This is a genomic window from Pseudomonas rossensis (genome assembly GCF_039888995.1).
GTDB lineage: Bacteria > Pseudomonadota > Gammaproteobacteria > Pseudomonadales > Pseudomonadaceae > Aquipseudomonas > Aquipseudomonas rossensis.
Genome location: NZ_JBBWCB010000012.1, coordinates 1 through 23,810 on the forward strand (window position 1 = coordinate 1; position 23,810 = coordinate 23,810).

The window sequence follows — 23,810 nt, forward strand, 5'->3', positions numbered from 1 at the left end:
GTGGGCAAATTTGCCCACCGCGTTGTCTATCTCTCTGCCATCGCTTTTCCACTGGCCATTGTTGGTCGTTAGGGAGAATTTCGTTCTCATGATTCGCCGTTCGTTGCCCGCTGTATTCGCTCTGATGTTCGCAGCCCCTTTGCTGGCAGCCCCTGCCGGCCAACAGACGCTGTTCAACTTTGTGCGCCCCGCCGATGTGGTCCAGGTGGCGACCCAGGACGCCAGCCTGCCGCAATCCAACGCCGAGCAAACGGCCGAAGGCGAAGTGCTGCGTCGGGTGACGTTCAACCCGGTGGCACAACCGACCTTGCGTCTGACCCCGCAGACGGGCGCCTGGGACTGGTCCCAGTCGGGCTTCATGAGTTTGCGGATTCAGAGCGCAATGAACTGGGCTGTGACCCTGTACGTGAAAATCCAGAGCAATGATGGCAAGACGCTGGTCAGCCGCGTCGACTTGCCGGCCGGCCCTGCGCAAACCTTATTGGTGCCGCTGCAGCCCTTTACGCCATTGAGCCTTGGCCTGAAAGCCGGCCCGCCGATGCCGATCACTTTTGAGGGGCAGCGCGTATTGCTGGCCAGCAGCGCCGGTGAGCTGGAGCGCAGCCAGGTAGTGTCGGTGACCTTGTCGATGGATCAGCCGAAAGTCGCCCAGAGCATCCTGCTGGAACGCTTTGGCGTGCAGGACAGCGATGCGGTTACCCAAGCGGCTTTTGGCGGCCTTGTAGACGCTTACGGCCAGTCGACCCGGGCCAAATGGCCAGAGAAAGTCAGCAGCGACGAGCAGCTGAAAAGCGTCGCAGCCAAGGAACATCAGCAACTGAAAACCTGGCTGGCCGAGCGCGAGAAGTCGTCACTGGACAAGTTCGGTGGCTGGAACAAAGGCCCGGCATTCAAGGCCAGCGGCTTTTTCCGCACCGAAAAACGCGACGGTCGCTGGTACCTGGTGACGCCGGAAGGGCATCCGTTCTATTCGCTAGGGGTCAACACCGTCACCCCGGACGTCGACCAGACCTACGTCGCCGGCCGCGAGTGGATGTTTGAATCGCTGCCCAAACCCGACGAACCGCTGGCCAGCCATTATGGCGAAGGCGATAGCCGTGGTGGCAACGGCGCCGATCAGGGTCGAGGCTACAATGCCGGTCGCTGGTACGACTTCTATGGCGCCAACTTGCAGCGTCTGTATGGTCCGCCGTGTGTGGTGACCAGCGACACCAAGGCCGGTGTCGCCGAAGCGGCCAAGGCTGACGCGGTTGCGGCAACGGTGGAGAAGGCTGCTGAGCAACCTGTCGTTCCTTCGACGGCCGAATCCGGTGTCGCCGAAGCCGCCAAGACCGGCGCCGTTGAAGCGACCGCCGCGAAAGCAGCTGAGCAAACACCTGCCGAACCCTGCAAAGCGGTGGTTGATGAACAGCGCTGGGCCAGCCACACCCTTGATCGCCTGCAAGCCTGGGGCTTCAACACTATCGGCAACTGGAGTGCCTCCGCGCTGGCCAACGCTGATCGCGTGCCGTACACCTTGCCGCTGTCGATCGTCGGCGATTACGCCAGCATCAGCACCGGCAACGACTGGTGGGGCGGCATGCCCGATCCGTTCGACCCACGATTCGCCATGGCCACCGAACGTGCCGTGGCCATCGCCGCGCGCGACCATCGCGACGATCCATGGCTGATCGGCTACTTTGCCGACAACGAATTGGCCTGGGCCGGTCCCGGCGACGACCCGAAAGCCCGTTACGCCTTGGCCTACGGCACCTTGAAAATGACCACCGACGTGCCGGCCAAGCGCGCATTCCTCAAGCAATTGCGGGACAAGTACCGCAATCAGGCGGGCCTTTCCAAAGCCTGGGGTATTGATTTGCCGGCCTGGGAATTGATGGAAGACCCGGGCTTCGTGCCGCCGCTGCCAAGCGCCGAACACCCGGAAATCGAAGCCGACTTCAAATACTTCCAGAAGGTTTTCGCCGACACGTACTTCAAGACCCTCTCCGACTCGCTCAAATGGCACGCGCCGAATCAGCTGTTGCTGGGTGGCCGGTTTGCCATCAGCACCCCGGAAGCGGTTGAGTCCTGCGCCCAGTATTGCGACGTGCTGAGCTTCAACATGTACACCCTGCAACCGCAGGACGGTTACGACTTCGCCACGCTGCGCAGTCTGGACAAACCGGTGCTGATCACCGAGTTCAACTTCGGCTCCGCGGATCGCGGCCCGTTCTGGGGCGGCGTGACGCAATTGGCGAAGGAAGAAGACCGTGGGTCCGCTTACGCCAATTTCCTCAAACAGGCGATGAGCGAACCGTCGATCGTCGGCGTGCACTGGTTCCAATACCTTGACCAACCGGTGACCGGTCGTCTGCTGGATGGCGAGAACGGTCATTTTGGTCTGGTGGGTATCACCGATCTGCCGTTCCAGGGGTTCGTCGACAGCGTTCGCAAGAGTAATTTGCAGACCGTCGATCAGCTCGGTAAAGAAGCCGAGAAGGCCAAGGCTGAGGCGGATAACGCCGGTCATGAAGCTGAGGGCGGCAGAAAAGGCGAGGCTGGCAAAGGCGCAGGGCAGGGCGCTGGCCATGCGGGTGGGCATTCCGGCAATGGCCACTGAGTGCTGACAGGCACGTAAGATTTTTTGAGTGTTTCACCCGGGCGGGATGGCGACCGCCCGGCCCGGCCCTGTTCCCAAAACTGTCAATGGCTGGAACAATGCGGCCACTTTGTAGAGCGTTTATCCAGAGGAGTTGCGGGTGCAGATTCAGGGTTTTTACGAGCTGAAGTTTGAAGCGGTGCGTGAGGCTTTCGCGGCGCTGTTCGACGATCCTCAGGAACGTGGCGCAGCGTTGTGCATCCAGATTGGCGGTGAAACCGTGGTCGACCTTTGGGCCGGCAGCGCTGACAAGGACGGCACCGAAGCCTGGCACAGCGACACCATCGCCAACCTGTTTTCCTGCACCAAGACCTTTACCGCGGTGACCGCCCTGCAACTGGTGGCCGAAGGCAAACTGCAACTGGATGCCCCGGTTGCTCGCTACTGGCCCGAGTTCGCCGCCGCCGGCAAAGAGTCCGTGACCCTGCGTCAATTGCTCTGCCATCAGGCCGGTCTGCCGGCGCTGCGTGAGCTGTTGGCCCCGGAAGCCCTTTACGACTGGCAAACCATGGTTGACGCCCTGGCGGCTGAAACGCCTTGGTGGACGCCCGGTCAAGGCCACGGTTATGCCGCGATCACCTACGGCTGGCTGGTCGGCGAGTTGCTGCGTCGTGCCGACGGTCGCGGTCCGGGTGAGTCCATCGTGGCGCGGGTCGCGAAGCCTTTGGGGCTGGATTTCCACGTCGGCCTGGCGGACCAGGAGTTTCATCGCGTGGCGCACATCGCCCGTGGCAAGGGCAATGTCGGCGACGCCGCCGCCCAGCGTTTGCTGCAAGTGACGATGCGCGAGCCGGCGGCCATGACCACGAGGGCGTTCACTAACCCGCCGTCGATCATGACGAGCACCAACAAACCCGAGTGGCGACGCATGCAGCAGCCGGCCGCCAATGGCCACGGCAATGCCCGCAGCCTGGCCGGGTTCTATGCCGGTCTGCTCGATGGCAGCTTGCTGGAAAGCGAAATGCTCGACGAAATGACGCGCGAGCACAGCCTCGGCGAGGACAAGACTTTACTGACCCGGACCCGTTTCGGGCTGGGTTGCATGCTCGACCAACCGGACGTCCCCAACGCCACCTACGGCCTCGGCCCTCGTGCGTTCGGCCATCCGGGTGCCGGCGGTTCCATCGGTTTTGCTGACCCGGAACACGATGTGGCCTTCGGCTTTGTGACAAATACCTTAGGGCCGTACGTCTTGATGGATCCGCGCGCACAAAAGCTTGTGCGGGCACTGGCCACTTGTCTGTAAAACGCGCTCAGGGGTTCCAGGGCCGGAACCCCAAGGCCTTTATGGTTTCCAAGCGTCTGTTTTTCCGGGTCAATCCGGCCTGATTTTTCATTACTTCATTTTGTGGATATCCAATGTCTTCCAATAAAACTCTCGCTTTGGTCCTGTGCTTCGCTATTACCGGTTGCGCACAAACTCCACAAAATGACTCGGATGGCAGCAGCTGGTGGCCGTTCGGTTCCTCCGACAAAGTCGCCGCTAAAAACCCGGCTCCGGCTTCGGCCCCAGCACCCCTGAAGCCTGCCGCGACGGCTCCGGTAGCCAAGACTGAAAGCTCCAGCCCCTGGTACTGGCCGTTCGGCTCCGATGATGCCGCCGACAAGACCCCGGCCAAGCCAGAAGTAAAACCAGAGGTAAAACCTGAAGCCAAACCTGCCGCTGTGGCCAAGGCTGAGGCCGATGCAGGTGGCAAATGGTGGTGGCCGTTCGGTGGTAAAGAGCAAAGCACCGCCAAAGCCGTGCCGATGCCTGATCCGAAAGTCACCCAGGCCTGGCTCGACGACTACGAACCGCGCCTGCGCGAAGCGATCAAGGGCAGCAACCTGCAACTCGAGCGCCGTGAAAACGTATTGGTGGTGACCGCGCCGGTAGAAGGCTCGTTCAACCCTGACCGTCCGGCAATGCTGCTGCCGGTGACCCTCGGCCCGTTCACTCGCGTCGCGAAAATCCTTGAAGTTGATCCAAAGACTGCCGTGCTGGTGCTCGGCCACAGTGATACGTCGGGCGCCGCACCGGCCAACGTGAAACTGAGCCAGGAGCGTGCCCAGGCCGTGGCAGCGATTTTCCGCCTCAGCGGTCTGCAGCGTGATCGCCTGATGCTGCGCGGTATGGGTGGTGAAGCTCCGCGTGCTGCCAACGACAGCAATGAAGGCCGCGCCTTGAACCGTCGCGTCGAACTGCTGGTGACCCCGCAAAACACCATGGTCGCGTTGCTGAGCAAGTACAACATGCCAGCCCCGGCGCCAGTGAAGGTGGTCGTTGCTCAGGACGTCAAGCCAGTGGTCAAACCGGTCACCCCTGCGCCTGCTGCGAAGAAAGCCGCTGTGCCTGCCGCGAAAAAGGCCCCGGCCAAGAAAGCCGCTGCAAAGAAAGCGCCGGCTAAAACTGCGACTCCGGCGAAGAAGACTGCTCCGGCCAAAGCCGCTGCCGACACGAAAAAAGACGCTGCCGCCGCCGATACTGTAAAAAAGTGATTCGTTAACCAAAAGGAATGCGCCATGACCCAGGGCCTGGCTGATATGCGTCGCGACTACACCCGTGATGGCCTGACCGAGGCACAAGCCCCGGCCGAGCCATTCGCGCTGTTCCATCAGTGGTTCGCCGATGCGGTGAAAACCGAGCAGGTGCCGGTGGAAGCCAACGCCATGACCCTGGCCACCGTCGATCAGGACGGTCGGCCGCATTGCCGCATTCTGCTGCTCAAGGGGCTGGACGAGCAGGGTTTCACCTTCTTCACCAACTACGACAGCGCCAAGGGCCAGCATCTGGCCGCGAACCCGTTCGCGGCCATGACCTTTTTCTGGCCGGCCCTTGAGCGCCAGGTGCGCATCGAAGGGCGGGTGGTGAAGGTTACGCCCGAGGAGTCCGACGCCTATTTCCAGGTCCGGCCGCTGGGCAGTCGCCTCGGTGCCTGGGCTTCGCCCCAGAGCCGGGTGATCGCCGATCGTGCCGAGCTGGAAGCGCTGCTCAAGAACACCGAGCAACGTTTCAGCGACACGCAACCTCATTGCCCTGAGCACTGGGGCGGTTATCGTTTGTTACCGGAGCGCATCGAGTTCTGGCAAGGCCGTCCGAGCCGCCTGCACGATCGCCTCAACTACCGTTTGCAGGGCGCTAACTGGATTCTTGAACGTCTGGCACCCTAAACAGTCTACCGATCAAGATAGCCTGCCGCAGCGGCTTCCAGCCACTGTGGCAGGTCTCGACGCTTGATCCTCTGCGCTTGAGCGTTCGCCAGTTGCTGGAGCATGAAAGCCTTTTTCTGCTCGTCTTTACCCGCCAGTGCCAATGCCAGATCGCGGTCCATCCAGCGTTTGATCCGCACGTATAGCCACCAGTGGAAATACAATCCGGCAACGGTAGTGACGACAATGATGAAGTAATCCATGACAATCCTTGGAGGCGGCGGCGCAGATTCCGGAATTTGCCGTTACTGTGTGGTGAGTTCGTGGAGGCGCCTGTACCGGGCCTGAATCAAACCAATTTTATCCGGGCGATGACGTGACAGGCGTCAAGCTGCGGAGTTTAATGAATACCTGTCCTTTGGAGTTGATGCTATGCGTAAGTCTGTTCTGCTGGTTGCTTCTTTTTCCACGATGGCGATGTTGCTCACTGGTTGCCAGTCCAGCCTGACCGGTGACTCCTACTCCCGTGACGAAGCGCGTCGCGTGCAGACCGTTCGCATGGGCACCATCGAATCCCTGCGTCCGGTGAAAATCGAAGGCACCAAAACCCCAATCGGCGGCCTAGCCGGTGCGGCGGTGGGTGGTGTTGGCGGCAGCGCTATCGGTGGCGGTCGTGGCAGCATCGTTGCTGCAGTTATCGGCGCCGTTGCTGGCGGCCTGATCGGCTCGGCCACAGAAGAAGGCCTGACCCGCGCCCAAGGCGTGGAAATCACCGTTCGCGAAGACGACGGCAGCATGCGCGCCTACGTGCAACAGGTTCAGGAGAATGAAGTGTTCCGTGTTGGTGAGCGGGTGCGGATTGCTACTGTGGATGGTACTAGCCGCGTTTCGCATTAAGCGGGAACGGGTAGTAAAGCAAAACCCCGATCAGGTGACTGGTCGGGGTTTTTTATGTATGTAGCTTTCAGTTTTGTCTGATTCAATATAGTTAATCTCGACAAAGTCCCATGTAGCACACCAAATCGGCTCTGAATGGGTCGCTGACCAGTTCCATAATCGTGTTTGCATGTGGGCGTGGAAAAATCTTACCGTCAATACCGTTCCCGGATCGACAGTGCATTCACAACGAATTGGTAGAAAACTTTGCTCTACTAAATGGCGTATTTCTAAAGTCGACAGCATGCTTGGTCGTCTCGACGGGAGCCAGCCAAATGACTTTTGTCTGAAGGATCTTGAGGAAGCGTCGTGGAAGTACGCGTTTGATAGGGTTAACCTAATTCATTGGCTAGGGGCTCGCCCCCGATAGTAGACCTTTACGTCCCTAATCCTTAGACCCTTTCGCGCTCGAGCCACGGTTCACCATGCATTGCCCGCGAAACGCCTAAGCCGTTACCTCTTCTTTCCTCGTAGCTGGTGCAGGTAAGTGAGTCCACCGCCATCCAAGCGACGGACTGAGAGCATCACTCATCATTCCGTTGGAACTCTCCATAACGCTGCTCCGTCATCTGGAATGAGGGGGGCTACGGGTACTTCGTGGCGAACCCTGATAACGCTTTTTCATTCAGAAGGCGAGGGACGACATGAATACTACAGACAGCACCACTGGGAGTCAGGCAGATAAAACCGACTCATCAGGGTCAGAGCAGAACTTCGAACACTTGAAAGAAAACGTAACTGAGGCGCTTGGCGGCGCCAGACAGCAGGCTGACGCGCAGTTCGGTGAATACCGAGATAAGGCAGCAGACCAGATTGAGGCGTTGGCAAAGGGAGCGAAATCCGTCGTTTCCGAACTTGAAAGCAAAGACGCGCTCGGCATGTCCGACTACCTCGCTGAGATGGCGGAATCCATGAGCGGCCTAGCCGGGAACCTGCGTGGAAAAAGTGCCGAACAATTGCTCCATGACGGCGCCGACCTGGCTCGTAACAACCCGACACTGTTCATTGCTGGCAGCATTGCACTGGGTTTTGGCCTATCGCGCTTTCTGAAGGCCGGTAGCACCCCTGCGGCGACCTTCACCGACTCTAGCGACCCGGCAGCAGGTAACTCAATGCCTCCATCAGGTGGTTTTGGCGCTCAACGACCCTATGAAACCTCCGTTCCATCTCGCACCGATCAAAGCCCCGGTCTGGCCACTGGCATCACCCCGGCTTCGCCAAATGAGCAAGACCATCCTTCGGACGTCGCGACAAACTCGACACCCGGTTCTACATCCTTCAAAGGAGCGCTGTGATGAACAGAGAAGATCAAGATTTGCCGGAGGTAAGACCGGTGCTCGCGCCTGATTCTGACGCTTCGGTCGTCGGGTTGTTACGGCAGCTGTCCCGCGAAGTACCCGCGCTGTTCACCAAGGAGCTCGCTTTGGCCAAAGCTGAGTTTCAAGCCAGTCTCACGACACTCAAGGCAGGCATTGCCGGTGTCGCGGGTGGTGCGATTGTGCTGCTGGCGGGGTTCATCATTTTGTTGATGTCCGCCGTCTATGGCCTCAGCACGGTGATGGCACCGTGGTTGGCAGCGCTGATTGTCGGTGCGGTGGTGATGATCGTAGGGTTCGCCATGTTGCAGTCTGGGAAAAAACAGTTCGAGCCGTCCCACTTTAAGCCTGATCGCACGCTGGATGCCTTGAATAAAGACCAGGAAGCGCTGCGGAGGAAAGTCTCATGAACAGTGAATTCGAAACCGAGTCGCAGAAAAGCCCCGAGGCCATCGAACGTGAAATAGACGCGCAGCGGGCAAGCATAGGCAACATCGTTGATGCCCTGGAAAGCAAATTCACGCCGGGTCAGGTGTTCGATCAGGCGTTGTCCTTCATGCAGAGCAACGGCACGACGTTCCTGACCAACTTGGGAACCAGCGTTCGTAATAATCCCGTTCCTGCGGTGCTGACGTCGGTTGGTTTGCTGTGGTTGATGATGAGCCAGAACCGTCCACCATCCGCTCACCCAGGTTATCGCGTGGGCCCGGATCAGGACAAAGTAGGGGAATGGGCCGATGGCCTTGCTGATGGTATCGACAGCGCCCGTGACCATTTGCACCAGACTGCGGACACGCTTAAGGAGGGCTTCCAAACCGTTAAAGGCAAAGCGGCGAACCTTGGTGACAACTTGGGGGTTGCCACCGAAAACATCAGCCATGCCGTTCATGACGCCAGCGACCGTTTAGTGCGCAGTACACACGTGATGAGCAATCAATTCAGCCAGTTGCTGAAGGAGCAGCCCCTGATGGTTGCCGCTGCGGGTATCGCGTTAGGGGCCATGTTGGGGGCGGCATTCCCTTCGTCAGCGACTGAGCAACGCTATATGGGCAAAACCAGCGCAGGCCTGGCCGACAAGGTAAAACAACAGGCACGGGAAGGCTTTGAAGCGGTACGCGATACGGTGACAAAAACGACTGATCACTCGGACGTGGCCGTGAAACCGGAAGGGGAGCACCGAGCAGCATCCGATACGTCCGCCGATCTGTCTCGAGGAATGGGTACGTCATAACGGGGTTGCATGAAAGGCGGGAGGTTCAACAGTGACCTCCCGCTGCTCTCCGGTAGGGAAACAGTATTAACACCTAGTCAGCTCTAAGGTTTCGCCATCTGCGGGAATACGCAGTCTCGATTCGATATTTGCACGAATTGCTGCCGCTGAAAGATCAGTACGGGATACCGGGCAATGACCCACCGCCTCTAAATGGTTCGCTACAACTGTACCTTTGGAAATTCTTGTGAACTCAACAACCTCTTCAATTCCCATGATGATTTCGCCACCGATATCGAACTGTGCACCACCGGCTGGCACTACGCTAACTTGGGGCTGATGGCGTAAAACGAACTCCCGTACAGCAGGTGAAAGAATCGTATCGCCACTCAGGTAGATACTGGGTTCCCCCGGCATCTCAATGAAGTAACCGACACCATGCTCCATCAATTTGCCAATAAAGCCTTCTCCATGGGTACATTTGACCGTGTGAATCGTGCCGCCAAGGAAGGGGATACCCTGCTCGTGGTCGTTCGTAAGCGGTCGGATGTTTAAGCCACGCTTGGCCAGATATGGAGCATCGCGGGGGGTACAGATCACTGGAATCTGCTTTTCCCTCAGCCAGCGCGTCGCTGCCCGATCCAGGTGATCAAAGTGCCCCTTCTGACAATGCGTGATCAGGCAATGCGTCACCGATTCAAGGGCGTTGGCAGCTGACTCAGGCAAGTCAACCAACGGGTTTCGCAATCTGGCGCCGAACAAGCGTAGAGGTGGAAGCGCACCTTTCGGCGCGAGCATAGGATCGACGAGGATACGGGTGAGGCCGAATTCGAGAATTATCGTAGCGTTGCGTATTTGCCGAATTTTCATCATGAAGCCTCTTAGGGAGTGGCTTCATTGTGCACGCCTGATTCTGCGGCCATAATGGCAGAATTAGTCATAATTGATTCAATTTAAGCCATGTCTAAAACCTTACGAGTTGGCCTCCTTTTGTATCCCCAGTGCATGCCCGCAGGTCTGCTCTCCTTCGCCGATCTACTGCACGCCACTAACCGGCGCACGGGGCGCGAGATTTTTGAAACCTGCTATGTGGCACTGCAGGCAGGGCCAGTGGAATGTGCTAATGACGTAACATTGCAAGCGAAGTACACCCTCGCCAATAGCGAGTTAGACGCCATCCTCGTGCCAGGTTTCTGGGCGGAATCCGCAGAGCAGGTGGAAAAGACTCTGGCTAACCATGCAAACTTAGTGGCGTCCCTGTCGAGCCATTCCAGGCGATGTCAGCTTTGGAGTTACTGCACGGGAGTTTGTCTGCTGGCTGCCAGCGGCCAGTTGAGAGACCAGCCGGCGACGGTGACTTGGTGGCTCGCTGAAGCGATGGTACAGCGCTACAAGAAGGTGCACTGGCGGAGCGAGCAGAACTGCGTCTTCAATGAGCGAACCTCCACCGCTTCGGGCGTAAACGGCTATCTGCCTATTGCCCAGACGCTGATAGAGCGGAATGTCAGTCCCGAAGTCTTTCGCGACTTAATCAAGTTGATGGTGCTCCCTCGTCCCGCACTCTCTCACACCGCCTTCCAGGCCATGAGCCTGATAGAGCAGTCCGGCAAGCTCCTGCGAAAGCTGCATGCTCTGATTGAGCAGATGCCGGCTGAACAGATCACGGTGAAGGTATTGGCGGGAAAGCTCGGAATGTCTGAACGTACACTCGCTCGTAAGGTAAGAGAGGAAACTGGCCTTGCAGTGGGATCTTATGCCCGGCGTGTCAAGCTGAACCAAGTCAGTGAACGCATTGCTCTTACCTCAGTACCTGTCAGCACAATCAGTGTAGAACTCGGATTTAGCAGCGACTCAAATATGCGACGTATGTTCAAGGAATTGACCGGTCTTACGCCTGTAGAGTACCGACAGAAATTTGGCTGTTACTAGGGCATTTCTGAAGTACATGGCGCATAAAAGTTACCCATAACATGCCAGATGGGAGCGCTGTTGAGTGCAGTCCGCAATGGAAGACCCTAATCAGAAGAGGCTGATCGGGTAGTGGCTCATGTCGCGCTATCTCGATGACGGGGCAGTGCGCATTGATAATAAATGGGTGGAGGACATAGGACATAGAACCGGCCCTGGGCAATCGGACGCTCAAACTGATTGTTGGCGGGCTCCCTGCGCAGCGGCAAAAGGGCCGCAGCGAACATGAGTTTGATCTAGTTGGCTAAGCTCAACGGGCATGATCCGTATACTTATTTAGAAGATGTGCTGGTTCGATTGCCGACGCAGCGGGCCAATGAAATCGACGAGCTTCTGCCGCATCGATGGCAACCGATTTAGTTGGGCAATACGGGATGCCCGGACGCTTCTTTTATCTGGCGTCTGATGCGTATCAAATCCTGATAGGCACCCGCGCAGAACCTTGGTGAATTTGGTAGACGTGGGTTATTCCGTGCATACCAGTTGTACGAGGTGGTTTACATCCTGCCAGGTTCTACCGGTCCATCCTTCCAGTATCTTCACTTGCTCTGGAGACAGGTCGTAGCCGTCGAATTCGTCGTCATGCTGTAGCCAGTTCATCAGTTCATCAGTTCATCAGTTCTCTTAGTTCGTCAAGACGGTTGTCGGGGATCTGCGCACTCAGGAGTAGCTTCTCGATCTGTTTGTCGAAGACCTCTATGAAGCGTTTCATTTCTCTACTTTCCTTGAATCCTTCCAGCGCCTGCGTTTTTTCCGCGTGTTCGTCCGTCGAAGGTCCAAAAAAGGAGCTGTGCGACGTTAACGAACGAGGTCAATCGTGGCTGTAGGACTAGACTTCAAAATTGCTGGGAGAGTTCGATAGTGTTGGTAATTCAGTAGGTCCTGTTGTTGAGCATACTTTCTCAGACCACGAATCAGTCGTTTGCAAAGTTGATCGAATTTTCCAGGGCTCGTCGAACTCGCCTTAGTGGTCTCGGTGCCCGTGGAGCTACGCCTCAACTCCGATGAATATTTCAAGGTCTCGGGGGATGGGTTGATTGATCAAAGCACCAATTTGCTGGGCTTGCTCAGCTGTTAATAGCCATTCTCCGCTTGCCATTTCGTTTAGGCTTTTATGGCCGAGGAGCTGCACAATCTGGTCGTTAAAGGCAGTATCTACATCAAGCTCATATTTCAGCGAGCTATCTTCAAAGACTACCGCGCAAGCTGAACTGCACGACATCAACCATCTCCCAATCGCGGTTCTTCCGTCATGAAGCGGTGAGTGACGTGATGTCCGTCGCCTGACGGTGGGTTCTGAACCCGGTGAATGTCCTTATTGCCAGCCACTGATCTTCCTTGCGTTCGTACGTCGACAGCCCCCAAAGAAGGGGCTGTGCGACGTTAACGAACGAGGCTGATCGTGGCTGTAGGACGAGTCTTGAATGACTCTAAGAGTTGTCTCTGTTTATCAGGATTGCAGCGCAGTGCTCTTGCGACTCGCCGCCGCCGTCACCGTATAACCAATCAATGCCGCCAGTATCGAGCCGGTCAAAATCCCCATCCGATCCATCCCGGCGTATTCACTGGCGCCGGGCACGAAGGCCAGGGAGCCGACAAACAGGCTCATGGTGAAGCCGATGCCGCAGAGGATTGCCACGCCCAATACCTGGCCCCAGTTGGCGCCTTGGGGCAGGGCGGCAATGCCGATTTTCACCGCCAGCCAGGTCAGGCCGAAGACGCCGAGGGTCTTGCCCAGCAGCAGGCCGACCGCGATGCCCATCGGCACGTGGTGGGTGAAACTTTCGACGGTCACGCCGCTCAGGGACAGGCCTGCGTTGGCGAAGGCGAACAGCGGCAGGATGCCGTAGGCCACCCATGGATGCAGGGCGTGTTCGAGGGTCAGCAGCGGCGAAGGTTCGGCGTTTTTCGTGCGCAGGGGAATGCAGAAGGCTAGGGTCACACCGGCCAGTGTCGCGTGGACGCCGCTCTTGAGCACGCAAACCCAAAGGATCAGGCCGATGATCATGTACGGCCCGAGCTTGACCACCCCGAGGCGGTTCATCGCGATCAGTGCCACGATGCACGTCGCGGCCAGAGTCAGCGAAAGGGTCGAGAGCGTACCCGAGTAGAAGATCGCAATGACGATGATTGCGCCGAGGTCGTCAATAATCGCCAAAGTCATCAGGAAAAGCTTCAGCGACACCGGTACCCGCTTACCCAGCAAGGCCAGTACGCCGAGGGCGAAGGCGATGTCGGTGGCCATCGGGATGGCCCAGCCGCTCAGGGCTGCCGGGTCCTCGCGGTTCAGAAACCAGTAGACCAGCGCCGGAACCACCATGCCGCCAATCGCCGCTGCGCCGGGCAGGACGATTTGCGACGGTTTCGACAGTTGACCGTCAAGGACTTCGCGCTTCACTTCCAGCCCGATCAGCAGGAAGAACAGGGCCATCAGGCCGTCGTTGATCCACAGCAGCGCCGGTTTGGCGATCTGCAACGCGCCGACCTGCGCCACTACCGGCGTGTCCAGAAAGCTGCTGTAAAGCCACGACAGCGGGGAATTGTTGATGATCAAAGCCAGAGCAGCGGCGGCGATCAATAACAGACCGCTGGCAGCTTCCAACTGGAAGAAACGCGTGAAAGTGCTACGCAGAGGCAAGGTCGCTCTCCATCGATGAATTCAAAAGGTGGCACACCCTAACCCGTACCGTTAGTTGTTAAAACAAAAGTTATATTCTTTTTTGTTATATACCGTTACAGCGTGAACGATCAGCAGGGACCTGAGCCTAGCAGTTGTCGGGCGTATTGAACCTCAGCTGTACCTGTGCGTGATGTAGGTTTTTTCCTAAGCTTGTTAGCTGAGCCTTGCAACAAGGCCGACTCAACGAGAAAAACACCATGAGCGACCATCGACAGTGGGCCCGCGAAGCCATCCGGATCATCGAAGCCGACTTCCAGCGCAGCGCCGACACCCACCTGATTCCCTTGCCGCTGCCGGGTTTTCCGGGCATCGAGTTGTATTTCAAGGATGAGTCCAGCCATCCCACCGGCAGCCTGAAGCACCGGTTGGCGCGTTCGCTGTTTCTGTATGCGCTGTGTAATGGCTGGCTCAAACCCGGTGCGCCGGTGATTGAAGCGTCCAGCGGTTCGACGGCGATTTCCGAGGCGTACTTCGCCAGTTTGCTGGGCTTGCCGTTTATTGCGGTGATGCCGGCGAGCACGTCCAAAGAGAAGATCGCGCAGATCGCTTTCTACGGCGGCAAGAGCCATTTGGTCGATGATCCGACGCAGATCTACGCCGAATCCGAGCGGTTGGCTCGCGAACACGATGGGCATTTCATCGACCAGTTCACCTATGCCGAGCGCGCTACCGACTGGCGGGCGAACAACAACATCGCCGAGTCGATCTTCCAGCAAATGCGTTTCGAGCTGCACCCCGAGCCGAGCTGGCTGATCTCCAGCCCCGGCACCGGCGGCACCACCGCGACGCTGGGCCGTTACGTGCGTTACCGCCAGCATTGCACCCGCGTGCTCTGCGCCGATGCCGAGCGCTCGGTGTTCTTCGATTACTACCAGACCGGCGACGCCAGTCTGCGCCTGGATTGCGGTTCGCGGATTGAAGGCATTGGTCGGCCTCGGGTGGAAGCGTCGTTCCTGCCCAAAGTGATCGATGCGATGGTCAAAGTGCCGGACGCGTTGTCTCTGGCGGCCATGCATTACCTGGCGCAGCGTTTGGGACGTCGGGTCGGCGGGTCGAGCGGGACCAACCTGATCGGCGCCTTGATGGCGGCCCAGCAGATGGCGGCGGCGGGGGAGTCGGGGTCAATCGTGGCGATTCTGTGTGATGGCGGCGAGCGCTATGCCACGACCTATTACGATCAGGCTTGGCTCAAGGCCCAAGGGTATGAGTTGAGTGGTTTGATGGATGCCGTGGCGGGGAGTGTCGAGCGCGGTGAGCCGCTGCCGGCCACCGTTCTACGCGCCAATATCTGACAACAGCAAAAAGATCGCAGCCTTCGGCAGCTCCTACATAGGACGGTGAACACCCTGTAGGAGCTGCCGAAGGCTGCGATCTTTTGATGTTAAGGCTTTAAGCCTCGAGACCGAGGATGTCGCGGGCCACGGCTTCTGCAATCCGAATCCCGTCGACACCCGCCGACAGAATCCCGCCCGCATAACCCGCGCCTTCACCCGCCGGGAACAAGCCTTTCACGTTCAGGCTCTGCATCGACTCGTCACGGGTAATCCGCAGCGGCGATGACGTACGCGTCTCGATCCCGGTCAACACCGCGTCGTGCAGCGAGTAACCGCGAATCTGCTTCTCGAACGCAGGCAAGGCTTCGCGAATGGCTTCGATGGCAAACGCCGGCAAGGCCAACGCCAAATCACCCAAGGCAACCCCCGGTTTGTAAGACGGTTCTACGCTGCCCAACTCGGTGGACGGCTTGCCGGCAATGAAGTCGCCGACCAGTTGCGCCGGCGCTTCGTAGTTGCTGCCGCCCAGCACAAAGGCGTGGGATTCCAGGCGTTCCTGCAACTCGATACCCGCCAGCGGGCCGCCCGGATAATCGACTTCCGGGGTGATCCCGACGACGATCCCGGAGTTGGCGTTGCGCTCGTTACGCGAGTACTGGCTCATGCCGTTGGTGACCACGCGGCCCGGCTCGGACGTCGCCGCCACCACGGTGCCGCCCGGGCACATGCAGAAGCTGTAGACCGAACGTCCGTTGCTGGCGTGGTGCACCAGTTTGTAGTCGGCGGCCCCGAGTTTCGGGTGGCCGGCGTACTTGCCCAAGCGTGCGCGGTCGATCAGCGACTGCGGGTGTTCGATGCGGAAACCCACCGAAAACGGCTTGGCTTCCATGAACACACCACGGCCATGCAGCATGCGGAAAGTGTCCCGGGCGCTGTGACCTAGGGCCAGAATCACGTGTTTCGAATGGATCTGCTCGCCGCCATTGAGCTCGACGCCGACCAGTTGGCCGTCTTCGATCAATACGTCGGTCACCCGCTGCTGGAAGCGCACTTCGCCACCCAGCGCACGAATCTGCTCACGCATGTTTTCCACAACACCGGTCAGACGGAACGTACCGATGTGCGGTTTGCTGACGTAGAGAATTTCTTCCGGCGCACCCGCTTTGACGAACTCGTGCAGGACTTTGCGACCGATGAACTTCGGATCCTTGATCTGGCTGTAAAGCTTGCCGTCAGAGAACGTCCCCGCGCCGCCTTCACCGAACTGCACGTTGGATTCCGGGTTAAGCACGCTTTTACGCCACAGGCCCCAAGTGTCCTTGGTGCGCTGGCGCACTTCGGTGCCGCGCTCGAGGATGATCGGCTTGAAGCCCATTTGCGCGAGCAGCAGCCCGGCGAAAATCCCGCACGGACCGAAGCCCACGACAACAGGACGTTGCTCAAGATCAGCCGGCGCCTGGCCGACCGCTTTGTAGCTGACATCCGGCGCCACGTTGACGTTACGGTCATCGACGAACGTGTGCAGCACCGTCGCCTCATCGCGAACGTTGAGGTCGATGGTGTAGATGAAGCACAGTTCGGAGGACTTTTTGCGCGCATCGTAGCTGCGCTTGAACAAGGTGAAATCGAGCAGGTCATCACTGGTGATGCCCAGGCGCTGCACGATGGCAGGGCGCAGGTCTTCTTCGGGATGGTCGATCGGCAGCTTGAGTTCGGTGATTCGTAACATGACAGGATCCGGTTCGCGGGGCGCACAACTGCGCCAAGGCGTTTGAAGCCCGCGATTATAAGCCTCAAAGAATGATTCCCGTGAGGCTAAAACGATCAGTCGTTACGCGATCCGCCGAAATACCCGCAGCCACGCTGAACCTGGCCGTCTACGCGCAGTTCGGCGCTCATGTGCTGGACACTGCCGGTGGTGCTGTCGACGCAACGTTGCGGTGCAACCCACAATTCGATGTGCTGGTTATTGGCTTCGGTGCTGAGGTTGAAGCGGCCATCGCCCAGTTGCTCTTCAACGTAGGGCACGGCCAATGGCGGCTGACCGGCGCGCTCGATGACCATGCCTTTGCCGCTGACTTTCACGTTCCACTCAGGCCCATGGCCGGCGGCGCGCAGGATAAGCAATTTGAAGTTCGGATCGTTGCACGCGGTGCCCGAGCGCTCGACGCGGTACAGCTGTGCCAGATCGAGGCGGTTGTCGACGATTCGCCCGCGCACGTCGGCGAACAGCTTGCCCTGAGCATCGGCGAGGGTTGCGGCCTCTTGCAGGACGCTGGTGCCGCCGGTGTCGTTGACGACGTAACTGCGTTGTTCATTGCATGGCTGGAACTGCAACTTGCCGTCCGCCGCCGTCAACTGGCCTTGCATGCGGGTCTGGCCCACGTGGGAGGCACTTTCACGCGGGCTATCGAGCAACTGGCAGGCGGCAAACAGCGGAAGCAGGGCAACAAGGACTAAGGAACGGGCAACACGCATCTTTGAGTCTCCAGACAAGTGCCGCCACGTTACGCAGCCTGACCGTTCATCACAAGGGTTTAGCCCACGTGAAAGGTCTGACCTGTTTGCAGGCCCTCGACGCTTTTGGCGTAGGCCAATGCCACATCCGCTGCCGGAACCGGTTTGTAGCCGCGGAAGTACGGCGCGTAGCTGCCCATGGCTTCGACCAGTACGTTCGGGCTCACCGAATTAACGCGTAGACCACGAGGCAGTTCGATGGCGGCGGCGCGGACGAAACTGTCAAGGGCGCCGTTGACCAGCGCTGCCGAGGCGCCGCTGCGAATCGGGTCGTGGCTGAGCACGCCGGTGGTGAAGGTGAACGAGGCGCCGTCATTGGCGAACTCGCGGCCGATCAGCAGCAGATTGACCTGGCCCATCAACTTGTCTTTCAGGCCCAGCGCGAAGCTTTCTTCGGTCATTTCACCGAGGGGTGCGAATGTCACGTTGCCAGCGGCGCAGACCAGTGCATCGAACTTGCCGGTTTTCTCGAACAGCTTGCGAATCGCAGCGCTGTCGCTGATATCTACATGGAAATCACCGCTGTTGCGGCCGATGCGGATGATCTCGTGACGCTCGGACAGCTCCTTGTCGACCGCCGAACCGATGGTGCCGCCTGCGCCTATCAAAAGAATTTTCATGCTGCTGTTCCTTGAGTGGGTTGAAAGAGGCTTCAGTCTAGAGTGGTTTTTTTCATCGATAAGCGTGCTAATAGGCAACCTTTGGTTTTCAAATGGAAACAATCCATGAGCGAAATGGATGATCTGGCGGCGTTCGCGATATTGATTGAAGCAGGAAGTTTCACACTGGCGGCACAGCAGTTGGGGTGCAGCAAAGGTCAGTTGTCCAAGCGCATCAGCCAACTGGAATCGCGGTTTTCAGTGGTGCTGCTGCAACGCACCACCCGCCGTTTGAGCCTGACCGCTGCGGGTGCGGCGCTGTTGCCGCAAGCCCAGGCGCTCGTAGTCCAAGTCGAGAGGGCGCGTCAGGCATTGGCGCGGCTGAAGGACGACATGGCCGGACCAGTGCGTATGACGGTTCCGGTTTCGCTGGGGGAAACCTTCTTCGATGGGCTATTGCTGGAGTTTTCCGGCAAGTACCCCGAGGTGCAGATCGAGCTGGACCTGAGCAACAGCTACCGTGATTTGTCCCGTGACGGGTTTGATCTCGCGGTTCGCTCCGAGGTGGGCAATGACGAGCGCCTGGTGGCCCGACCGCTATTAGCCTGGCACGAAATGACCTGCGCCAGCCCGGCTTACCTTGAGCAATACGGCGAACCGCTGACACCGCAGGCCCTCGCTGAACATCGCTGTCTGCTCAACAGTCATTACAGCGGCCGCGAAGAGTGGCTCTATCACCAGCAACACGAGTTGCTGCGGGTTCGCGTGTCGGGACCGTTCGCCAGCAACCATTACAGCCTGTTGAAAAAAGCCGCGCTGGCTGGCGCCGGTATTGCGCGGTTGCCGTCCTACCTGCTGCAAGCGGAATTGGCTGACGGCCGTTTGCGCTGGCTCCTGCGTGACTATCAGACCCGCCGCATGCCGATGTACCTGGTTCACCCGTATCAGGGCGGTTTGCCGAAGCGCACCCAGGTGTTGGCGGACTATTTGATTGGCTGGTTCAAGCGCAGTGGCGAGGCGCTGGATCGGCTCCAGCACACCACATAGATCCCTGTGGGAGCGAGCCTGCTCGCGAAAGCGGTAGGGCAGACAACATTTCTGTTGAATGTGAAATTGCATTCGCGAGCAGGCTCGCTCCCACAGGGTGATCTTCGTGGTCAGGATTCTTGGGGGTCGATTTGATCCAGCGCCCGATTCACCGCCAGTTCGCCCAGCATGATGCTTTGCTGGATACCGAGCAGCATGTTGCGGTGCGAACCTTCCAGGAAAGCGGCGAAATTGCTGGCCATCACACTCGCCGACGCTAGTGATTCGCTGGCATGGCCCAGCAGGGTTTGCACATCGATACCGGGCGCGACGACAAACATCGGGCTGGGATTGTGCGGGGGATTGGGTGAGTTCTTGAACATAAGTTTGTGCTCGCTGTAAGGGCTACGCCCGGTTCGCGACTAAACGAATGGGTGGCAGCTGTATGCAGGTTAGTCGACCGATGAGCACAGAAACTCGGCGCGCCCGAAGGCGCCCTGCACACAGCCGCCATCAAGTGCAGGAAAGGGATACCTGACTTTTTGGCGCTTATGCGTTTCTGTGCAAAACAACCGAGCGACTAAACCCGACCACTGATGGGCAGTGGCGGGGAAACGATAGAGGCCGGTCCCCAGGCGCACAAGCCGGCGGATTCTGGCGTAGCTGTAGGCAACGACGCAAGGCGTTGTAGCTTGCAGGAAGTAACACAGACACTGATTAAACACGCTCTCCAAAACACCCAAAATCTCCTACGGGGAGATCTTCATTGTTATGAGATGTGTGACAGGCACAAAAAAACGGCCCGAAGGCCGTTTTTTGTTTACCACGAAGACTCAACCACCCAGGTACGCTTCACGTACTTTCGGGTCGGTCAGCAGCGCTTCCCCAGTGCCTGTCATCACCACCCGGCCGTTCTCCAGAACGTACGCACGGTCGGCAATTTTCAGCGCCTGGTTGGCGTTCTGCTCCACCAAAAACACCGTTACACCGTCCTTGCGCAGCTGTTCGATGATGTCGAAGATCTGCTGGATGATGAGCGGTGCCAGGCCCAACGAAGGTTCGTCGAGCAGCAACAGCTTGGGCTTGCTCATCAGCGCACGGCCGATGGCGAGCATTTGCTGTTCGCCGCCGGACATGGTGCCGCCGCGTTGGGCAAAGCGCTCTTTCAGGCGTGGGAAAAGTCCGAGAACCTTGTCCATCTGTTCCTGATAATCGCCCTTGTCGGTGAAGAACCCGCCCATGGCGAGGTTTTCTTCCACGGTCAGTCGGGCAAACACCCGACGACCTTCCGGAACCACGGCGATGCTCTTGCGCATGATCTGCGCCGAGGTCTGCCCCACGAGCTCTTCACCCATGTACTTGATGCTGCCGCTGTGGGCTTGCGGCGAACCGCAAAGCGTCATCAGCAAGGTGGATTTGCCCGCGCCGTTGGCACCGATCAGTGTGACGATTTCGCCCTGACGGATTTCCACATTGACGCTGTGCAGGGCCTGGATCTTGCCGTAGAAGGTGGAAACGTTTTCGAATTGCAGCATTTACGCTTCCCCCAGGTAGGCTTTGATCACTTCGGGATTGTCGCGGATCTGTTCCGGCGTGCCGTTGGCCAGAGGCGTGCCCTGGTTGATCACGACGATGTGGTCGGAAATGCTCATGACCAGTTTCATGTCGTGTTCGATCAGCAGCACGGTGACATTGTGCTCTTCACGCAACATGCTGATCAGCGCCTTCAGGTCTTCGGTTTCCTTCGGGTTCAGGCCGGCGGCCGGTTCGTCGAGCATGAGGATCCGCGGACGGGTCATCATGCAGCGAGCGATTTCCAGACGACGTTGCTGACCGTAGGCCAGGGTGCCGGCCGGCCGGTTGGCGAACGCCTTGAGGTTGACCTTGTCCAGCCAGAACTCGGCGAACTCCATGGCCTCGCGCTCGCTCTTGCGGAACGCCGGGGTCTTGAACAGACCGGCCAGGAAGTTGGTGTTCAGGTGACGGTGCTGGGCGATCAAGAGGTTCTCGACCGCCGTCATGTCCTTGAACAACCGCACGTTCTGGAAGGTGCGCACCACGCCTTTGAGGGCAATCTTGTGGCCGGGCAGGCCCTGGATCGGCTCGCCGTCCAGCAGGATGCTGCCGCCACTCGGCTGGTAGAAACCGGTCAGGCAGTTGAACACGGTGGTCTTGCCGGCGCCGTTGGGGCCGATCAGTGCCACGACCTGTTTTTCTTTCACGCTCAGGGCTACGCCGTTGACCGCCAGCAAGCCGCCGAAGCGCATGCTCAGATTTTCTACTTTAAGGATCTCGCGGCTCATTTGCGCAGCTCCATGTGAGGACGTTGCATGGGCAGCAGGCCTTGAGGGCGCCAGATCATCATCAGCACCATCAAGGCGCCGAACATCAACATGCGGTATTCACTGAACTCACGCATCATTTCCGGCAGCAGGATCATTACCACGGCTGCCAGGATCACGCCCAGCTGCGAGCCCATGCCACCCAACACGACGATGGCGAGAATGATCGCCGACTCGATGAAGGTGAAGGACTCCGGTGTCACCAGACCCTGGCGGGCGGCAAAGAAGCTACCGGCAAAACCGGCGAAGCTGGCGCCGAGGGTGAAGGCCGAAAGCTTGATGACCGTAGGATTGAGACCCAGTGCACGGCAGGCGATTTCGTCTTCACGCAATGCTTCCCACGCGCGGCCCAGAGGCATGCGCAGCAAGCGGTTGATGACAAACAGTGCCGCCAGTGCCAGGAACAACGCGACCAGGTAAAGGAAGATCACCTTGTTGATCGAGTTGTAGGCCAGGCCGAAGTACTCGTGGAAGGTTTGCATGCCTTCGGCGGCTTTACGTTCGAAGGTCAGGCCGAAGAACGTTGGTTTCTCGATGTTGCTGATACCGTTCGGACCCCCCGTGAGACCGGTCAGGTTACGCAGGAACAGACGGATGATTTCACCGAAGCCCAACGTCACGATCGCCAGGTAGTCACCGCGCAGACGCAGTACCGGGAACCCGAGCAGGAAGCCGAAGGTGGCCGCCATCAAACCGGCGATCGGCAGGCAGATCCAGAAGCTCAGGCCGTAGTAATGCGACAGCAACGCATAACTATAGGCACCGACGGCGTAGAAGCCGACGTAACCCAAGTCCAACAGACCGGCCAGGCCGACCACGATGTTCAAGCCCAGGCCGAGCATCACGTAGATCAGCACCAGGGTGGCAATATCCACCGCCCCGCGAGAACCGAAGAACGGCCAGACCAGCGCACCGGCGATCAACGCAATGATGATCCAGCGTTGGGTGGTCGGCAGGGTCAGGAAGTTACTGGCCTTGGCCGGAATCAGCGGCATGCTTGGCGAGGAGCGCCAGGCCGAGCTGATCTGCTGGTCGAACAGCACCCGCAGGAACATCAGCACCGAGCAAACGGCGATGGTGATCAGTGTGGCGTCACTGGTGCCATGGACTTCGAGGTTGATGCCGACAATGGTCAGTTTCAGACCGAGTACCGGGTAGGCAACGGCCCACACCAGCAAGGCGCTGAACAACGCCTGTTTAAGATTCCTAGTCATACTTTCTCAACCTCCGGACGGCCCAACAGGCCGGTTGGCCGGAACAACAACACCAGGACCAATAGACCGAACGCCACGACGTCCTTGTACTGGTCGCCGAAGATATCGGCACCAAAGGCTTCCGCCACCCCAAGCACGATCCCGCCGAGCATGGCTCCGGGGATGCTGCCAATACCGCCCAGTACCGCTGCGGTGAAGGCCTTGAGGCCGACAAGGAAGCCGGCGTTGGGGTTGATCACGCCGTATTGCATGCTCAGCAGCACGGCCGCGATGGCCGCCAGTGCGGCACCGATGACGAAGGTCAGGGCGATGATGTTGTTGGTGTTGATACCCAGCAGATTGGCCATCTTGATGTCTTCGGCACAGGCGCGGCAGGCGCGACCCAGGCGAGAGCGGGAGATGAACAGCGTCAGGCCGAGCATGGCGACCAGCGTCACCACGAACACCACGATTTGCATGTAGGAAATCAGCACTTCATGTGCGCCACCTGGCCCGATGGAGAAGTTGCCGGGGATCAGGTTGGGGATGGATTTGTCCTTGGAGTCTTGCGCCAGCAGAACCGTGTTCTGCAGGAAAATCGACATGCCGATGGCGGAAATCAGCGGGATCAGACGGTTGCTGCCGCGCAAAGGGCGGTAGGCGATCCGTTCGATGCTGTAACCGTAGGCACTGGTCACGACAATGGTCGCGATGAAAGCGGCGGTCATCAACAGTGGAACACTGTCGAGTCCCATCATGGCCAGCCCGGCGATGGCGATGAACGCCACGTAAGAGCCGATCATGTACACCTCGCCATGGGCGAAGTTGATCATTCCAATGATGCCGTAAACCATCGTATAGCCGATGGCGATCAGGGCATACGTGCTGCCAATGGTCAGACCATTAACCAGCTGTTGGAAGAAGTGATAGATGTCAGGCATTACAGCGCTCCTAAAAACCTGATACGCATTTCACTGGTGGA

24 protein-coding genes and 1 pseudogene are annotated in these 23,810 nt (G+C 58.7%); 12 read left to right on the top strand and 13 right to left on the bottom strand.

Annotation, left to right across the window (positions count from 1 at the left end; genetic code table 11):
• Positions 1 to 88 precede the first annotated feature (88 nt).
• The 4 genes from WLY71_RS05585 to pdxH all read left to right on the top strand — a co-directional run bounded on the left by WLY71_RS05585 (position 89) and on the right by pdxH (position 5,788).
• On the top strand, positions 89 to 2,599 hold the full coding sequence (locus tag WLY71_RS05585) for a beta-galactosidase (protein WP_347802801.1): 2,511 nt from the start codon (positions 89 to 91) through the stop codon (positions 2,597 to 2,599).
• 139 nt (positions 2,600 to 2,738) lie between these two features.
• Positions 2,739 to 3,884, top strand: a complete 1,146-nt coding sequence (locus WLY71_RS05590) for a serine hydrolase domain-containing protein (RefSeq protein ID WP_347802802.1) — start codon at positions 2,739 to 2,741, stop codon at positions 3,882 to 3,884.
• Between the two features lie 113 nt (positions 3,885 to 3,997).
• Complete coding sequence (locus WLY71_RS05595) at positions 3,998 to 5,116, top strand: OmpA family protein (RefSeq protein ID WP_347802803.1); 1,119 nt, start codon at positions 3,998 to 4,000, stop codon at positions 5,114 to 5,116.
• A 24-nt stretch (positions 5,117 to 5,140) separates the two neighbouring features.
• Positions 5,141 to 5,788: a pyridoxamine 5'-phosphate oxidase gene (gene pdxH / locus WLY71_RS05600; RefSeq protein WP_347802804.1), complete on the top strand. Its 648-nt coding sequence runs from the start codon at positions 5,141 to 5,143 to the stop codon at positions 5,786 to 5,788.
• Between the two features lie 5 nt (positions 5,789 to 5,793).
• On the opposite strand, the gene WLY71_RS05605 is transcribed toward pdxH, so the two are convergent.
• The gene (locus WLY71_RS05605; protein ID WP_347802805.1) at positions 5,794 to 6,030 is read right to left on the bottom strand and encodes a hypothetical protein; all 237 of its coding nucleotides are present in this window, start codon (positions 6,028 to 6,030) and stop codon (positions 5,794 to 5,796) included.
• A 169-nt stretch (positions 6,031 to 6,199) separates the two neighbouring features.
• Between WLY71_RS05605 and WLY71_RS05610 the strand changes: the two genes are divergently transcribed.
• Complete coding sequence (locus tag WLY71_RS05610) at positions 6,200 to 6,664, top strand: outer membrane lipoprotein (protein WP_017336812.1); 465 nt, start codon at positions 6,200 to 6,202, stop codon at positions 6,662 to 6,664.
• 30 nt (positions 6,665 to 6,694) lie between these two features.
• Here WLY71_RS05610 and WLY71_RS31275 read toward each other — a convergent pair whose 3' ends face one another.
• Entirely contained in the window at positions 6,695 to 6,949 is a 255-nt protein-coding gene (locus tag WLY71_RS31275; RefSeq protein ID WP_425589913.1) for a DUF1652 domain-containing protein, read from the bottom strand.
• Positions 6,950 to 7,347: 398 nt separating this feature from the next.
• On the opposite strand from WLY71_RS31275, the gene WLY71_RS05615 reads away from it, so the two are divergent.
• From WLY71_RS05615 to WLY71_RS05625, 3 genes are read left to right on the top strand one after another with little or no spacing between them, the layout of a single operon-like run.
• Positions 7,348 to 7,998 carry a hypothetical protein gene (locus WLY71_RS05615; RefSeq protein ID WP_347802806.1) on the top strand — a complete coding sequence of 217 codons (651 nt, stop codon included), beginning with the start codon at positions 7,348 to 7,350 and terminating at the stop codon, positions 7,996 to 7,998.
• Positions 7,998 to 8,429, top strand: a complete 432-nt coding sequence (locus WLY71_RS05620) for a phage holin family protein (RefSeq protein WP_347802807.1) — start codon at positions 7,998 to 8,000, stop codon at positions 8,427 to 8,429. The genes WLY71_RS05615 and WLY71_RS05620 overlap by 1 nt, the downstream gene beginning before the upstream one ends.
• Complete coding sequence (locus WLY71_RS05625) at positions 8,426 to 9,250, top strand: DUF3618 domain-containing protein (RefSeq protein WP_347802808.1); 825 nt, start codon at positions 8,426 to 8,428, stop codon at positions 9,248 to 9,250. Before WLY71_RS05620 ends, WLY71_RS05625 begins: the two co-directional genes overlap by 4 nt.
• 66 nt (positions 9,251 to 9,316) lie before the next feature.
• Here WLY71_RS05625 and WLY71_RS05630 read toward each other — a convergent pair whose 3' ends face one another.
• Positions 9,317 to 10,102 (bottom strand): MBL fold metallo-hydrolase, encoded by a 786-nt coding sequence (locus tag WLY71_RS05630; RefSeq protein WP_347802809.1) that lies wholly within the window; start codon positions 10,100 to 10,102, stop codon positions 9,317 to 9,319.
• Between the two features lie 87 nt (positions 10,103 to 10,189).
• On the opposite strand from WLY71_RS05630, the gene WLY71_RS05635 reads away from it, so the two are divergent.
• Both WLY71_RS05635 and WLY71_RS05640 read left to right on the top strand, forming a co-directional pair.
• Positions 10,190 to 11,158 (top strand): GlxA family transcriptional regulator, encoded by a 969-nt coding sequence (locus tag WLY71_RS05635; RefSeq protein WP_347802810.1) that lies wholly within the window; start codon positions 10,190 to 10,192, stop codon positions 11,156 to 11,158.
• Between the two features lie 118 nt (positions 11,159 to 11,276).
• A pseudogene (locus WLY71_RS05640) lies at positions 11,277 to 11,557 on the top strand (transposase domain-containing protein); the annotation flags it as partial.
• Positions 11,558 to 12,185: 628 nt separating this feature from the next.
• Here WLY71_RS05640 and WLY71_RS05645 read toward each other — a convergent pair.
• Both WLY71_RS05645 and nhaA read right to left on the bottom strand, forming a co-directional pair.
• Positions 12,186 to 12,419: a pyocin S6 family toxin immunity protein gene (locus WLY71_RS05645; RefSeq protein ID WP_347802811.1), complete on the bottom strand. Its 234-nt coding sequence runs from the start codon at positions 12,417 to 12,419 to the stop codon at positions 12,186 to 12,188.
• A gap of 228 nt (positions 12,420 to 12,647) precedes the next feature.
• Complete coding sequence (gene nhaA, locus WLY71_RS05650) at positions 12,648 to 13,835, bottom strand: Na+/H+ antiporter NhaA (protein WP_347802812.1); 1,188 nt, start codon at positions 13,833 to 13,835, stop codon at positions 12,648 to 12,650.
• Positions 13,836 to 14,074: 239 nt separating this feature from the next.
• Between nhaA and WLY71_RS05655 the strand changes: the two genes are divergently transcribed.
• Positions 14,075 to 15,169: a PLP-dependent cysteine synthase family protein gene (locus WLY71_RS05655; RefSeq protein ID WP_347802813.1), complete on the top strand. Its 1,095-nt coding sequence runs from the start codon at positions 14,075 to 14,077 to the stop codon at positions 15,167 to 15,169.
• Positions 15,170 to 15,266: 97 nt separating this feature from the next.
• Here WLY71_RS05655 and WLY71_RS05660 read toward each other — a convergent pair whose 3' ends face one another.
• The 3 genes from WLY71_RS05660 to WLY71_RS05670 all read right to left on the bottom strand — a co-directional run bounded on the left by WLY71_RS05660 (position 15,267) and on the right by WLY71_RS05670 (position 18,288).
• Positions 15,267 to 16,880 (bottom strand): NAD(P)/FAD-dependent oxidoreductase, encoded by a 1,614-nt coding sequence (locus tag WLY71_RS05660; RefSeq protein ID WP_347802814.1) that lies wholly within the window; start codon positions 16,878 to 16,880, stop codon positions 15,267 to 15,269.
• 95 nt (positions 16,881 to 16,975) lie between these two features.
• Entirely contained in the window at positions 16,976 to 17,629 is a 654-nt protein-coding gene (locus WLY71_RS05665) for a COG3650 family protein (protein ID WP_347802815.1), read from the bottom strand.
• Between the two features lie 59 nt (positions 17,630 to 17,688).
• Positions 17,689 to 18,288: a short chain dehydrogenase gene (locus WLY71_RS05670; protein WP_347802816.1), complete on the bottom strand. Its 600-nt coding sequence runs from the start codon at positions 18,286 to 18,288 to the stop codon at positions 17,689 to 17,691.
• 105 nt (positions 18,289 to 18,393) lie between these two features.
• Between WLY71_RS05670 and WLY71_RS05675 the strand changes: the two genes are divergently transcribed.
• Complete coding sequence (locus tag WLY71_RS05675; RefSeq protein ID WP_201186029.1) at positions 18,394 to 19,314, top strand: LysR family transcriptional regulator; 921 nt, start codon at positions 18,394 to 18,396, stop codon at positions 19,312 to 19,314.
• A gap of 110 nt (positions 19,315 to 19,424) precedes the next feature.
• Here WLY71_RS05675 and WLY71_RS05680 read toward each other — a convergent pair whose 3' ends face one another.
• The 5 genes from WLY71_RS05680 to livH all read right to left on the bottom strand — a co-directional run bounded on the left by WLY71_RS05680 (position 19,425) and on the right by livH (position 23,769).
• The gene (locus WLY71_RS05680; RefSeq protein ID WP_347802817.1) at positions 19,425 to 19,676 is read right to left on the bottom strand and encodes a DUF6124 family protein; all 252 of its coding nucleotides are present in this window, start codon (positions 19,674 to 19,676) and stop codon (positions 19,425 to 19,427) included.
• A gap of 450 nt (positions 19,677 to 20,126) precedes the next feature.
• Positions 20,127 to 20,828, bottom strand: a complete 702-nt coding sequence (locus tag WLY71_RS05685; RefSeq protein WP_347802818.1) for an ABC transporter ATP-binding protein — start codon at positions 20,826 to 20,828, stop codon at positions 20,127 to 20,129.
• Complete coding sequence (gene livG / locus WLY71_RS05690) at positions 20,829 to 21,596, bottom strand: high-affinity branched-chain amino acid ABC transporter ATP-binding protein LivG (protein WP_129441792.1); 768 nt, start codon at positions 21,594 to 21,596, stop codon at positions 20,829 to 20,831.
• Positions 21,593 to 22,849, bottom strand: a complete 1,257-nt coding sequence (locus tag WLY71_RS05695) for a high-affinity branched-chain amino acid ABC transporter permease LivM (RefSeq protein WP_064676188.1) — start codon at positions 22,847 to 22,849, stop codon at positions 21,593 to 21,595. The genes livG and WLY71_RS05695 overlap by 4 nt, the downstream gene beginning before the upstream one ends.
• Positions 22,846 to 23,769: a high-affinity branched-chain amino acid ABC transporter permease LivH gene (gene livH / locus WLY71_RS05700; protein WP_347802819.1), complete on the bottom strand. Its 924-nt coding sequence runs from the start codon at positions 23,767 to 23,769 to the stop codon at positions 22,846 to 22,848. Before livH ends, WLY71_RS05695 begins: the two co-directional genes overlap by 4 nt.
• Positions 23,770 to 23,810 lie beyond the last annotated feature (41 nt).